12 protein-coding genes are annotated in these 12,676 nt (G+C 66.0%); 7 read left to right on the forward strand and 5 right to left on the reverse strand.

Going from position 1 to position 12,676, the window contains the following annotated elements; translation table 11 throughout:
* Nucleotides 1-290 precede the first annotated feature (290 nt).
* The 4 genes from sdhC to KAJ83_RS15745 all read left to right on the forward strand — a co-directional run bounded on the left by sdhC (nt 291) and on the right by KAJ83_RS15745 (nt 3,854).
* Nucleotides 291-677, forward strand: coding sequence for a succinate dehydrogenase, cytochrome b556 subunit (gene sdhC, locus KAJ83_RS15730; protein WP_210683056.1), 387 nt, complete (start codon nt 291-293; stop codon nt 675-677).
* A gap of 24 nt (nt 678-701) precedes the next feature.
* Nucleotides 702-1,082, forward strand: a complete 381-nt coding sequence (sdhD, locus tag KAJ83_RS15735; RefSeq protein ID WP_210683057.1) for a succinate dehydrogenase, hydrophobic membrane anchor protein — start codon at nt 702-704, stop codon at nt 1,080-1,082.
* A 145-nt stretch (nt 1,083-1,227) separates the two neighbouring features.
* Nucleotides 1,228-3,021 carry a succinate dehydrogenase flavoprotein subunit gene (sdhA, locus tag KAJ83_RS15740; protein WP_210683058.1) on the forward strand — a complete coding sequence of 598 codons (1,794 nt, stop codon included), beginning with the start codon at nt 1,228-1,230 and terminating at the stop codon, nt 3,019-3,021.
* Between the two features lie 50 nt (nt 3,022-3,071).
* Nucleotides 3,072-3,854 carry a succinate dehydrogenase iron-sulfur subunit gene (locus tag KAJ83_RS15745; protein ID WP_210683059.1) on the forward strand — a complete coding sequence of 261 codons (783 nt, stop codon included), beginning with the start codon at nt 3,072-3,074 and terminating at the stop codon, nt 3,852-3,854.
* A 63-nt stretch (nt 3,855-3,917) separates the two neighbouring features.
* Here the strand turns inward: KAJ83_RS15745 and KAJ83_RS15750 are convergent, their stop codons facing one another.
* Entirely contained in the window at nt 3,918-4,847 is a 930-nt protein-coding gene (locus KAJ83_RS15750; protein WP_210683060.1) for a DMT family transporter, read from the reverse strand.
* Nucleotides 4,848-4,925: 78 nt separating this feature from the next.
* On the opposite strand from KAJ83_RS15750, the gene KAJ83_RS15755 reads away from it, so the two are divergent.
* Nucleotides 4,926-5,867 (forward strand): LysR family transcriptional regulator, encoded by a 942-nt coding sequence (locus KAJ83_RS15755; RefSeq protein ID WP_210683061.1) that lies wholly within the window; start codon nt 4,926-4,928, stop codon nt 5,865-5,867.
* A gap of 20 nt (nt 5,868-5,887) precedes the next feature.
* Here the strand turns inward: KAJ83_RS15755 and KAJ83_RS15760 are convergent, their stop codons facing one another.
* Complete coding sequence (locus tag KAJ83_RS15760) at nt 5,888-6,337, reverse strand: hypothetical protein (RefSeq protein ID WP_210683062.1); 450 nt, start codon at nt 6,335-6,337, stop codon at nt 5,888-5,890.
* A gap of 393 nt (nt 6,338-6,730) precedes the next feature.
* On the opposite strand from KAJ83_RS15760, the gene KAJ83_RS15765 reads away from it, so the two are divergent.
* Entirely contained in the window at nt 6,731-7,393 is a 663-nt protein-coding gene (locus tag KAJ83_RS15765; RefSeq protein ID WP_210683063.1) for an FMN-binding negative transcriptional regulator, read from the forward strand.
* 11 nt (nt 7,394-7,404) lie between these two features.
* The gene (gene rarD, locus KAJ83_RS15770; protein ID WP_210683064.1) at nt 7,405-8,328 is read left to right on the forward strand and encodes an EamA family transporter RarD; all 924 of its coding nucleotides are present in this window, start codon (nt 7,405-7,407) and stop codon (nt 8,326-8,328) included.
* A 16-nt stretch (nt 8,329-8,344) separates the two neighbouring features.
* Here the strand turns inward: rarD and KAJ83_RS15775 are convergent, their stop codons facing one another.
* From KAJ83_RS15775 to KAJ83_RS15785, 3 genes are all read right to left on the reverse strand, one after another.
* Entirely contained in the window at nt 8,345-9,301 is a 957-nt protein-coding gene (locus tag KAJ83_RS15775; RefSeq protein ID WP_210683065.1) for a VOC family protein, read from the reverse strand.
* Nucleotides 9,302-9,306: 5 nt separating this feature from the next.
* Nucleotides 9,307-9,690 carry a rhodanese-like domain-containing protein gene (locus tag KAJ83_RS15780; RefSeq protein ID WP_210683066.1) on the reverse strand — a complete coding sequence of 128 codons (384 nt, stop codon included), beginning with the start codon at nt 9,688-9,690 and terminating at the stop codon, nt 9,307-9,309.
* Nucleotides 9,691-9,844: 154 nt separating this feature from the next.
* Nucleotides 9,845-12,667: a sensor histidine kinase gene (locus KAJ83_RS15785; RefSeq protein WP_210683067.1), complete on the reverse strand. Its 2,823-nt coding sequence runs from the start codon at nt 12,665-12,667 to the stop codon at nt 9,845-9,847.
* Between the last annotated feature and the right edge of the window lie 9 nt (nt 12,668-12,676).

Here is a 12,676-nt window from a genome sequence, read left to right on the forward strand (position 1 = left end):
CGGGCGGAATTTTCTGTTGATAAGAAAATATCTTAGTCACTATTTACAAACGACTTATCAACAAGCTTATCCACAGATCCTTTGATCGCCCCTGCATGGCAACGACTTACCGCGCCGCGTCAATCGCCCTACGCGGTTCTTCCTCCAATACCGCTCGCACGTCCATGCCCGCTCTGCTGCACCGCAAAAGCTTTGACAGGACGGTCGAGAGCCTTAGTTTACGGACCCGGAAAGGCGCGCGCGCCAGGAAGCCGCGCCGACCGTTCGATAGGCGAGGGGGCCGAAACGCCATGAAAACCCAAGACCGTCCGCTGTCGCCCCATCTGCAGATCTACCGCTGGCAGTGGACGATGCTCTATTCGATCCTGCACCGGGCGACTGGCATCGCGCTGTCGGCCGGAACGCTGCTGCTTGTCTGGTGGCTGCTGGCGCTGGCCAGCGGTCCGGAGGCCTTCGCGGTGGTGCAGGGCTTCATCGGATCCATCATCGGCCAGATCATGCTGTTCGGTTGGACTTGGTCGCTGATGTATCATCTCGGCAATGGAATCCGGCATCTTGTCTGGGACGCCGGTTACGGCTTCGACCTCGACGTCGCCCAGAAGTCCGGGCACGGCGTGGCGGCCCTGACCGGCGCGCTGACGATCCTGATCTGGATCGCCGGTTATCTGGTCATTTGAGTGGATTGAGCGGAGGATAACGGGATGAGCCTCAAGACCCCGCTTGGCGCCGCGCGCGGCCTGGGCAGCGCGAAGAACGGCACCCATCATTGGATCATGCAGCGGATCACGGCGGTCGCGCTGGTGCCGCTCACGCTATGGTTCGTCTTCAGCGCGCTGGCGCTGTCCGGCGCCGGATACGCGGAAGCCGCCGGCTGGCTCGCCGATCCGGTCAACGCGGTGCTGATGCTGTTGCTGATCGTGGCGACCTTCCACCACCTTCAACTCGGCCTTCAGGTGGTGATCGAGGACTATATCCATGGCGAGGCCGCGAAGATCGTGACCCTGCTGGTGGTCAAGTTCGCCGCCTTCGCGCTGGGCATGGCCGGGGCCTTCGCGGTGCTGAAGGTGGCCTTCACCGCCTGATACGGCGGAAGCGCCCCGCGCGATCGTCCGGGCGGCCGTCCAGGACGATCGGTCGCACCCGTCTTATCCGACGGGCGCGGCGCGCTAGAATGATTATTGGTCGGCGACGGGGGCCGGCCTGCGAGGGAACGAGACGAGGGACGTCATGACCGAGTCATATGAGATCATCGACCATAGCTACGACGTCGTGGTCGTGGGCGCCGGCGGGGCGGGCCTGCGGGCCACCTTCGGCTTGGCGGAGGCGGGGCTCAAGACCGCCTGCATCACCAAGGTCTTTCCGACCCGCAGCCATACGGTGGCGGCGCAGGGCGGGGTCTCGGCCGCGCTCGGCAATATGGGGCCGGACGACTGGCGCTGGCACATGTACGACACGGTCAAGGGATCGGACTGGCTGGGCGATCAGGATTCGATCGAATACATGGTCCGCGAGGCCGTGCCCGCGATCGTCGAGCTGGAGCATTACGGCGTTCCCTTCAGCCGAACCGAGGACGGCAAGATCTATCAGCGCCCCTTCGGCGGCATGACGACCAAGTTCGGCGAGGGCCCGGCGGCCCAACGCACCTGCGCGGCCGCCGACCGGACCGGCCACGCCATGCTGCACACGCTCTATCAGCAGGCGATCAAGCATAATGCCGAGTTCTATATCGAGTATTTCGCGATCGACCTGATCATGGATGACGAGGGCACCTGCCGCGGCGTCCTGGCCTGGAACCTGGACGACGGCACGCTGCACCGCTTCGCGGCCAAGCAGGTGGTGCTGGCGACCGGCGGGTACGGCCGCGTCTTCTTCTCCGCCACCTCCGCCCATACCTGCACGGGCGACGGTGGCGGCATGGTGCTGCGCGCCGGCCTGCCCTTGCAGGATTCGGAATTCGTGCAGTTCCATCCGACCGGCATCTACGGCGCGGGCTGTTTGATCACCGAGGGCGTGCGCGGCGAGGGGGGCTACCTCACCAATTCCGAGGGCGAGCGTTTCATGGAACGCTACGCCCCCTCGGCCAAGGATCTGGCGAGCCGCGACGTGGTCAGCCGGTCCATGACGATCGAGATTCGCGAGGGACGCGGCGTCGGCGCCAACAAGGATCATATCCACCTGCATCTGGAGCACTTGCCGCCGGAGGTCATCCACGAGCGCCTGCCGGGCATCGCGGAGACGGCGAAGATCTTCGCCGGCGTCGATGTGACGAAGGAGCCGATCCCGGTCCTGCCGACCTGCCATTACAATATGGGCGGCATCCAGACGAATTATCACGGCGAGGTGGTGACGCTGAAGGACGGCGATCCGAACAGCATCGTTCCCGGCCTGATGGCGGCGGGCGAGGCGGCCTGCGTTTCCGTGCACGGGGCGAACCGGCTCGGCTCCAACTCGCTGCTCGACCTCGTGGTTTTCGGGCGGTCGGTGGCGCTGCGCTGCGCGGAGACGGTCGATCCCAACGCGAAGACCCGGCCGCTCGACAAGGACGCGGGCGAGCAGTCTATCGCGCGGCTGGATCGGCTGCGCCATGCCAAGGGCTCGACCCCCACGGCGGAGCTGCGCGCCCGGATGCAGAACACGATGCAGAACAACTGCGCCGTCTTCCGCACGGGCGAGGTGCTCGACGAGGGCGTGAAGAAGATGCAGGAGGTCTGGCAGGGCCTCGATGATATCCGCGTCTCAGACCGCAGCATGGTATGGAACTCCGATCTGGTCGAGACGCTGGAGTTCGAGAACCTGATCGGCAACGCGATGGTGACCATCGTCGGCGCGGCCAACCGGACGGAGAGCCGCGGCGCCCACGCCCGCGAGGATTATCCGGACCGGAACGACGATGAGTGGATGAAGCACACGCTCGCCTGGTGCGACGACAAGGGCGCGGTCAAGCTCGACTATCGCCCGGTCACCATGAAACCGATGTCGAACGACGTGCAGGCCTTCCCGCCGAAGGCGCGGGTCTATTGATCGTCCAACCGCGCCGGTCGGCGACCCGATGGAAGAGAGTGTGAGGGACCATGGCTGAATTCACGCTGCCCGCCAATTCGAAGATCGGCAAGGGCAAGACCTGGCCGACCAAGGACGGCGGCAAGAAGGTCAAGAAGTTCAACGTCTATCGCTGGACCCCGGACTCGGGGGAAAATCCCACGGTCGATACCTATGAGATCGACCTGGAGGCCTGCGGGCCGATGGTCCTGGACGCGCTGATCAAGATCAAGAACGAGGTCGATCAGACGCTGACCTTCCGCCGCTCCTGCCGCGAGGGAATCTGCGGGTCCTGCGCGATGAATATCGACGGGACCAACACGCTCGCCTGTACCAAGTTCATCGACGAGGTCGATGGCGATGTGAATATCTATCCGCTGCCCCACATGGCGGTGATCAAGGATCTGGTGCCGGATCTGAACCGGGCCTACGCGCAGCTCTCGGCGATCGAGCCCTGGCTCAAGACCGCCTCGCCCACGCCGCCCGACAAGGAGCGGGTGCAGACGCCGGAGGATCGGCGCCAACTCGACGGACTTTATGAGTGCATCCTGTGCTTCTGTTGCCAGACCTCCTGCCCGAGCTATTGGTGGAACGGGGAGCGTTATCTGGGCCCGGCGATCCTGTTGCAGGCCTATCGCTGGTTGGCGGACAGCCGTGACGAGATGACGGGCGAGCGCCTGGACGCGTTGGAGGATCCCTTCCGCCTCTATCGCTGCCACACCATCATGAATTGCTCCAAGACCTGCCCCAAGGGCCTGAACCCGGCCAAGGCGATCGCGGAGATCAAGAAGATGATGCTGGCCCGTCAAGCCTGATGCGCGTCTTGCCACGCCATGGCGCCATGGCGCCATGGAGGGCGGACGGATGATGGCGGTGGCTCAGACCGGCTGACGCTGGGCGAGTAGATCGCCCGCGTCCCGTTTCGGGCGGACGGCCGGGGACAGCAGCACGGCCGAGATGACCAGTGCCGCCGCGATCCATTCGCGGGGGCCGATGCTTTCCCCGAAGGCGAGCCAGCCGATCGCGAACATGGTGGGCAATTCGACGCTGCCGGCGGCGGCGGAACGCGCGGCCCCGACCATCGGCGCGGCGATGGTGTAGAGCAATTGCGGGATCAGCGCCGTGACGAGGCCGAGACCCGCGATCAGCGCCAGGGCCTCTCCGCCGAGGGGGATGTCGGCGAGGCTGGTCCGCGACAGGGTAAGCGGGGCCAGTCCGATCAAGGCCCCCAGCATGCTGCAGGCCATTCGCTCCAACACGGCGAGGCGCCGGACCAGCGCGCTCAACACCACGATGATCAGGCCGAAGCCTACCGGCGCCGGCAGCGACCAAAGCAACGCGGCCACGGCACCGTCGGTCAGCGTGGACGGGTCGAGGACGAGCCCGGCGGCCAGCAGCACCAAGGACCCGGCGCCCAGCGCGCGGACGCCCAGCTTCTGCCCGGCCAGCAGCCAGGCGAACAGCACCGCGAACAGCGGATAGGACATATAGACGACGCCGGCGGCCGCGACCGGCGCGTGCCGCACGGCCTCCAGATAGCCGACCCAGCCGAGCCCCATGAAAAGGCCCGCCCCGGCGAGCATCAGCGCCTCGCCCCGCTTCTCCCGCGCGCGGGGCAGGAAGGGCAGCATGACGGCCGCGCTGAAGAGATACCGCACCAGCGCGATCGCCGGGGAGTTGAGGCCGAGCGCTTGAAGCTCTCGCGCGAACAGCGGCACCAACCCGAAACAGAAGGCGGTCACGACGATGATCGCCGTGGCCGTCGCGGGCGTCAGGGAAAGATTGGCGAAGGGGTCGCTGCGTTTCATGCGCAAGAGATAGTCCGGCCCATGGAATTAGGGAAATTCCGAGTTTTCATTGTCTCCATGAAATGATTTCATTTACCCATGGTGCCGCGTCTGACCCTCAATCATCTGGTCGTCCTCTCCGCGTTGGCGGAGACGGGCAGTGTGACGGTTTCGGCCGGGCGGTTGGGGCTGACGCAATCGGCGGTCTCCCACCGGCTGCGGGAAGCGGAGCGGCGCGCCGGCGTTCCCCTTGTCCGCCGTGGCGAGCGGGAGTTGAGCCTGACCCCGGCGGGGGAGCGGTTGCGCGTGCTCGCCGACCGCTTCATCGACGAATTGGTGGGGATAGAGCAGGAATTCGAGGCCGAGCGCGCGGACGGCCGTACCCTCGTCCGTTTGGGGCAGTCGACTTACAGCCGTTATCACTGGCTGCCCGACTTCGTGGATTATCTCGCGGTGGCGGAGCCGGGGCTTAATCTCGACCTCTCGGCGCGGGCGGCCGCGCGACCCTTCGCGGCGCTGATGGACGGGTCGGTCGATGTCTCGACCGTCTATGGCCGACCTGGCGTCAGTCCGAAATTCCGATGGGACAAGCTGGCAACCGACCCGCTGGTCGCGGTGATGGCGCCGACCCATCGGTTGGCGGATCAGCCCTATCTCGACAGCACGATCCTGGAGGATGAGCGCTATTACACCTATCCGCTGACGGCGGAGCCGGGTTTCGAATGGGAGGCGCTGATCGGCACGCCGAGCGTGCCGTTCCGGCGCCTGACCCCGATGCCGACGCCCGAGGCGGTGATCGATCTGGTTCGGGCGGGCTATGGTATCGGCATTTTCAGCCGTTGGGCGATCAAGCCCGAGCTTGCCAACGGCACGATGATCGAGAAGCCATTGGGGCTGGAGGGCATGGCGCTCGACTGGTGGGCGGTGACGCGCGCCGACGATCCGGACGGCGGGCCCGCGCGCCGCCTGGCCGAGGCGATGATACGATGGAATGCGCGCTCTTCGGTAGGGTTGTCGACCCTCGGGTTCGCGGGGGACTGAAGGCCCCAGCCGTCGAAACCTTAGCTCGGATCAATAGGGGCGAGGCTTGGCGCCGGGTTCCAGATACGATTCGGCGTATCCATTTCGGAATCGACGCCCGTCGGCGCGATGTTCCGTGATGGACGCGTCGTCGGGTCCGGGCCGGCGGCGGGCGCGATGTCGGATAATAGGTCGGCATCCCGGTCCGCGACCGGCGCGATGCCGCGTGCCAGGGGTGTCCAAAGCGCCGCGACGACAAGGATTATAAGCAGGCATGTCGCGACCGAGCCGATCGCGATCGACAGCCGTGCCGTTGTGGCATGCACCCGTGCTTGCCGCGCGTCGCGCGTCGCTTCCGCCATCTCCGGAACAGGCGTGTGCGCGTCGGTCGAATCCGTGGGGTCGAATCCGATATCCGAGCCGGACAGCCCACGATCTCGCAACGCCTCGTCCAGGCGGCGTCTCGGTTTTTCCAGATATGGACTGACCACGCGCACGGTCTCCCTGCCTCCGGCCTCCCCTCATCGACCGGACGCAAACCCCGATATCAGACTTTTCAGGTACTGTCCCCCATGGAGAGGGCCCCCCGTATGTCCCCGGAGGTCCGCCCCGCGATACAATCTCCCGATATGAGTGCACACCCAAAGCCCGGTCACGTTAATGCCGGACCGGCAAGCCAAACCCATCTATACCACACACTGAAAACCACGATTAAACGCCATGGTCATTTTAACCATAAGCATGACGAGTAGATTAGCACAATTCGATGCGCGATTGAAGCGATCCATGATCGCGGACGCGATCGCCGGGCGATAATGGTCCTTTTCGGGATTCCAACGGCCCGGCATCCTGGCGTTCGCACGTTCGATCGAGGGAATCCAGATATGTTCACGCCCGGCCCCTTTGTCATGCCCGTGGATCGGGTTCGTCCACACGCGGCCCGTCACGACTTCGCCTATCTGACGATCGCGGATACGGACCCCCTGAACCCGCCGCATGCCGTGCAAATCCCTATCTTGCTGCGGGAGGCCGATGGGGCCTCCCCGGCGGAGGTATCGCCGCGCCTGATCGGTCATGTGGCCCGCGCCAATCCTGTCTGGCATCTTTTCGATGGACGGCGGCGCGCGCGGGTCCTGTTTCCCGGGCCCCATGCCTATATAGCACCACGTTGGTATGCCGTGCCGGACCACAAGGCGGTGCCGACATGGAACTATACCGCCGTGGAGGCGGTCGGCGCGCCGCGCGTGATCGAGGACGCTGAGGCGGCGGTGGCGATTCTACGCGCCCTGAGCGAGGCGCAGGAGCCGGAGCCGGGCGGTTGGCGACCGGATGGCGAGGCGGCCGGGACCGTGGCCCGCATGCTGGCCGGGATCGTCGCCTTCGAGATGCCGGTCGAGAGGCTTTCCGGCAAAGCGAAGCTCAGCCAGAACAGAAGCCCGGCCGACCGCGCGGGGGTGATCGAGGGATTGCACGCGCGCGGCGATTCGGAGGCGCGGGCGGTGGCGGCGCTGATGGCCGCGCTCGACAGCGACGGCGGGAGCGGGTAAGTCCCCGCCTCATGACAGACCTATCCCCTGTCCCGGGCGAACGCGACCGGGCCGCCGGCTATGCCCTGGCGCTCGGCGCCTATGGAAGCTGGGCGCTCTTCCCGCTGTTCTGGAACTTGATGGCCACGTTGTCGCCACTGGAAATCCTGGCGCATCGGGTGCTTTGGACGATTCCGGTCTGCGCGCTCGCCCTGTTGCTCTCCCGGCGCTTCGACGCGGTGCGCGCGGCCTTGGCCTCGCCCCGCACGGTCCTTTTCCTGGCGCTTTCGACGCTCCTGATATCCTGCAATTGGGGGGTCTATATCTGGGCCGTGACGGTCGGGCATGTGCTGGATGCCAGCATGGGATATTTTCTCAACCCACTGGTCAGCGTGCTGGCCGGGCTGGTGCTGTTCGGGGAGCGGCTGCGGCGTGCGCAATGGGCGGCGATCCTGTGCGCGGCCTTTGGCGTCGTGGGCGCGGGCATCGCGGTCGGGGAGGTATCCTGGATCGGGCTTTCCGTCGCCTTCAGCTTCGCGGGCTATGGCGCGGTGCGCAAATTGCTCGATGTGCCGGCGATCCCGGGATTGCTGATCGAGACGCTGTTGCTGCTGCCCGTTTCCGCCGGGACGGTGATCTGGTTCACGGCGACCGGCGAGGGCGCCTTCCTGCGGGGGGATGTCCGCACCGACCTGTTGCTGCTGGCCTCGGGCCTCGTGACGGCGCTGCCGATGCTGTTCTATGTCGGCGGCGCCCGGCGTCTGCCGATGTCGACCATGGGGATGCTGTTCTATCTGACGCCGACGGGTCTGTTCCTGTTGGCGACGCTTGTCTATGGCGAGACGGTCACGCGGGGCGACATCGTCAGTTTCGGTTTCATTTGGCTCGGCCTGGCGATCTTCAGCTACGATATCCATCGCAATGCCCGGCGGAAGAACCGCGCGGTCGCGATCTGACGCTCCAGGTAGGTGCTCAGAGCTGCGCGAAGGCGAGGGCGGTGCCGAACAGATCGTCCGACGGCACCACCAGACCCGCGCGCGCCCAGCGCGTGGGAATGCCGTTTCCGTCGAGCAGCTTCTGCGTCGCCGCCAGATCGCGGACACCGACGCGCACCGCCGCGAAATGCGGGCCGGTGGGCGCGTCGCCGCGCGGGCTCTCGCCATAGAGTTCGGCATAGCGCGCGGGCGTGAGCACCAGCACCGCGCCCCGCGCGGTCTCCACCGTCAGCCCCCCGGCCTCGTCGATAAGTACCTTGTCCTCGCCTTGCAGCGCCTCCCAATAATGGCGCAGCGCGGTTGGGTCGTCGGCGACCATGACGACCTCGACGATCGCTTCCGCCCCATTGGCGTGGCGCTGATAGTCGGGCTTCCAGAAATGTTCCGGCGCATGCTGCTGACAGGTGAAGACGGCGGCTTCCGGCGCGCCCCCCGGCGGCACGAAGGCCAGGCTGAAGGCGACCGTCACGCTTTCGCCGGACGGCAGGCGCGCCTGCCGCTCGAAATAGAAGGGGTCGAGGTCCGCGAGGTCGTTTTCCGCGAATTCCGCCCGGTCCGCCTTCGCGTCGGCGCTGTCGAAGACGAGCATCCCGAACCCCTCGCGCGAGGCAAGATAATCGCGGTTGAAGGCGCCGAAGCTGAAGGATCGTGCGCCATGCTCTGGGATCAGCGACGGGTCGGCCACGCTCAGCACCTCCAGGAAGCTGCGATGGCCGAACTGAACCAACCGGTTGGCCGTGCCCCAATCATGCTGGGCGCGCGGCGTCACGGTGAAGCCCAGCGCCTCGTATCGCGCGCCGGCGGCATCCAGATCCGCGACGCACAGGACGAGATGGTCGATGCCCCGCTTCGGGGGGGATATCGCGGGTTCCGGCGCGACATCGCGCGGGCCCTCGCCCGGGATCGGCGCCGGGGGTGGTGCGGTCGAGGTCATGGGCGTCAAACGTCCTCGATATCGCCGCCGATCGCCTTATAGGCTTCGAATCCGCCGGCCATGTTGATTGCCTGGACGACGCCCATTCTTTTGGCGGTCGCGGCGGCCAACGCGGACCGTCCGCCGCTGGCGCAATAGAAGACGATCTTCTTGTCCATGAGAAGCTGGGGGTTGTGCGCGGGACTGTCCGCCGCGATCGCGAATTCCAGAAGGCCGCGCGGCAGATGGATCGCGTGCGGCACCTTGCCTTCCCGCGCGACTTCGACCGGTTCGCGCACATCGACGAAAATCGCCTGATCGGTGTCGACCAGATCGGCGGCCGCCTCTGCGTCGATGACCTCGACGGTGCTGTTGGCTTCGTTGACGATGTCTCGAATGCTGGTGGCCATGGTCTCGCGCGGGGCTCCTTCCTTCGCTTCGGGTTTCGTCCGAATTGGTGGCACGACCCCGGCACGGGGCCGACCGGGACATATCCTGCCGGAATGTAGCGCCGAACGAAAGGGTGCAGCCCGGGGCGTGGCCAAGACCGGGCGGCCGCGCCGGTCATTCCGCCGCGTCGGAGCGGCCCGGCAAGGGGGCCGCGTCCTCGTCCAGGGTCCGGTTCCGGCCTTCGTCGCGGGGCAGGCGGACCGAGAAGCTGGAGCCCGCGGGCGAGGAGGCGGTCAGCGTCAGTTCCCCGCCGAACTGAAGGATGATCTGTTTCGAGATGGCGAGGCCGAGCCCGCTGCCGGTCGGTCGGCGTGCGCCCTCCTTCCAGCCGCGAGAGAATTTGGAGAACAGGGTCTGTTGCTCGGCCGGTGGGATTCCGGGACCGTTGTCCCGCACCAGGATGGCGCAGACCGTTTCGGTCGTGCTCCGGCGATCGACCTCGATCCACACGCGTCCGGTGCCGCCGCGCTGGGGGGCATCGTTGAACTTGATGGCATTCGAGAGGAGGTTGACGAAGACCTGTTTCAGGTGGTCCGGCTCCGCCACCACCGGCAAGTGCGCTTCGCCAAGGCGGTCGATCACCTCCACCCCGTTATTGGTCGCCAGCCCGCGCATCGTCTCGATCGCGGCGCGCGCGATATCGGCGAGGTCGCAGGCCTCCAGATCCCAGTCGAGTTGCCCGTTCTCCATCCGGTTGAGATCGAGGATCTGATCCAGCAGGCGCGTCAGACGCACGCTTTCGTGCTGGATGATGGATAGGAAATGCTGGGCCTGTTCCTCGTCGATGGTGGGGGCGCCGTCGCCGTCGCGCTCGACCAGCATCTCGGAGAAGGAGCGGATCGAGGTCATCGGCGTGCGCAATTCGTGACTGACCCGGCTCAGGAAATCGTCCTTCAGGCGGTCCAGCTCGGTCAATTGCGCGTTCGCCTCGCGCAACTGGCGCGCGGTTTCCTCCAGCTCGCGGGATTTCCGTTCCAGTTCGCGGCTATAGCGGATCGCCTCCTGCGTTTCGTCCAGGATCTGGATCACCGATTCCAGGCTGATCGTTTCGCCCTTGGCGATGCGCGAGACGAGACTGCGCGCCGACGCCGCGCCGATCGACCCGGCGAGCGCGCGCTCGACATAGTGGATCAGGCCGGGTTCGGTCTTGCGGAATTGCTCGCGCGCGCCCATGCCGCGCGCGGCGGCATAGTCGCTGAACAGCCGGTCCGCGCGCTCGCGCCCAAGGATTCGCCGGGCCAGTTGGATCAGGTCCTCGGTGGTGGCGGAGCGCGGAATCGCGCCCTCGACCCCGCGCCGGCCCCGGTCGAAGACATGCACGAAGATCGCGCTCTGCAACCGTTCCAGCGGCGATTGGATGCTGAACAGCGAGACGCCGATATAGCAGACGATATTGAGGGTCAGGCTCCAGGTCAGCCCATGAACCAGCGGGTCCCAGCCGTGGAAACCGAAAAGCGCGCCGGGCCGCAGTAGCTCGATCCCCATCGGCCCATGCTCCACGATATCCTTGAAGCCCCAGCCGGCGCTGGCGAAATTCGGCAGCAGCAGGGTGTAGAGCCAGAAGGCGAACCCGACCAGAAGCCCCGTCGTGGCGCCCTGCCTGGTCGCTCCTTCCCAATAGATGCCGCCGATCAGGGCCGGCAGGAACTGCGCCACGCCGGCGAAGGAGATCAGGCCGATGGAGGCCAGCGGGCTCGCCGTGCCGATCGAATGATAATAGAGGAAGCCTAGCGCCAGGATCGCCACGATGCTGAGCCGGCGCACCAGGATCAGGACGGGCGAGAAGTCGCTGGCATGCTGATGCATGAAATGGCCGAAGCGCAGCAGCAGCGGTGTCACCAGATGGTTGGAGATCATGATCGACATGGCGATCGAGGAAACGATCACCATCGATGTCGCGGCCGACAACCCACCGATGAAGGCGATCAGCGCCAGCCCCGTCTTTCCCGCCGAAAGCGGTACCGTCAGGACATAGAGGTCGGGGTTCGCCGTCTCCGGCAACTGCGTCATGCCGCTGATCGCGATCGGAATCACGAACAGGCTGACCAGCATTAGATAGAGCGGGAACATCCAGGAGGCGGTGGCGACGTGGCGCTCGTCGTTATTCTCCACCACGCCGACATGGAACTGGCGGGGCAGGCAGATGAAGGCGGCGGCCGACAGGAAGAGCGTGATCAGCCAGCGCGTCTCGAATCCCGCCTGGAAGGTGGTCAACCTATCGACACCGGCATGCCAGTCGGCGCGGCTGAAGATATCGACGATGCCGTCACCGAGACCGTAAAGGGCGAAGAGCGCGATCGCGCCGAGGCTGATGAGCTTGACGATCGATTCGAAGGCGATGGCGGCGACGATGCCGGGCTGGCGCTCGTCCGCGCTTTGATTGCGCGTGCCGAACAAGATGGTGAACAGCGCCATGCAGACCGCGACCCAGAAGCCGGTATCCTGCAGCACGCCGCGCGGGGTGAGGTCGACGGTATGCTGCATCTGCAACCCGCCGAGCGCGTCGACGCTGGCCGCCACGGCCTTGAGCTGCAGCGCGATATAAGGGGCGACGCTGCTGACCGCGATGATGGTGACGAGGGCGGAGATCGACGCGCTCTTGCCGTAACGCGCGGAGATGAAATCGGCGATCGAGGTGATGCGCTGTGCCTTGCTGATACGCACCAGCTTGCGCATCAGGAACCACCAGGCCATCAGCACCAGGGTCGGCCCGAGATAGATGGTCAGGAATTCCAGGCCGTTGCGCGAGGCGGAGCCGACCGCGCCGTAGAAGGTCCAACTCGTGCAATAGACGGCGAGCGAAAGGGTGTAGACCAGCGGCGAGTTGATGAAGCGCGCCCGGCCCCGGGCCGCCCGCCGCTCGCTGATGAAGGCGAGCAGGAACAGCCCCCCCAGATAGAAGGCCGCGATCAGGATGATGGAGCCGGTCGTCAGCATGCAGCCCGC

The sequence above is a fragment of the Marivibrio halodurans genome (genome assembly GCF_017963645.1).
In the GTDB taxonomy this organism is placed as follows: domain Bacteria; phylum Pseudomonadota; class Alphaproteobacteria; order UBA8366; family Aestuariispiraceae; genus Marivibrio; species Marivibrio halodurans.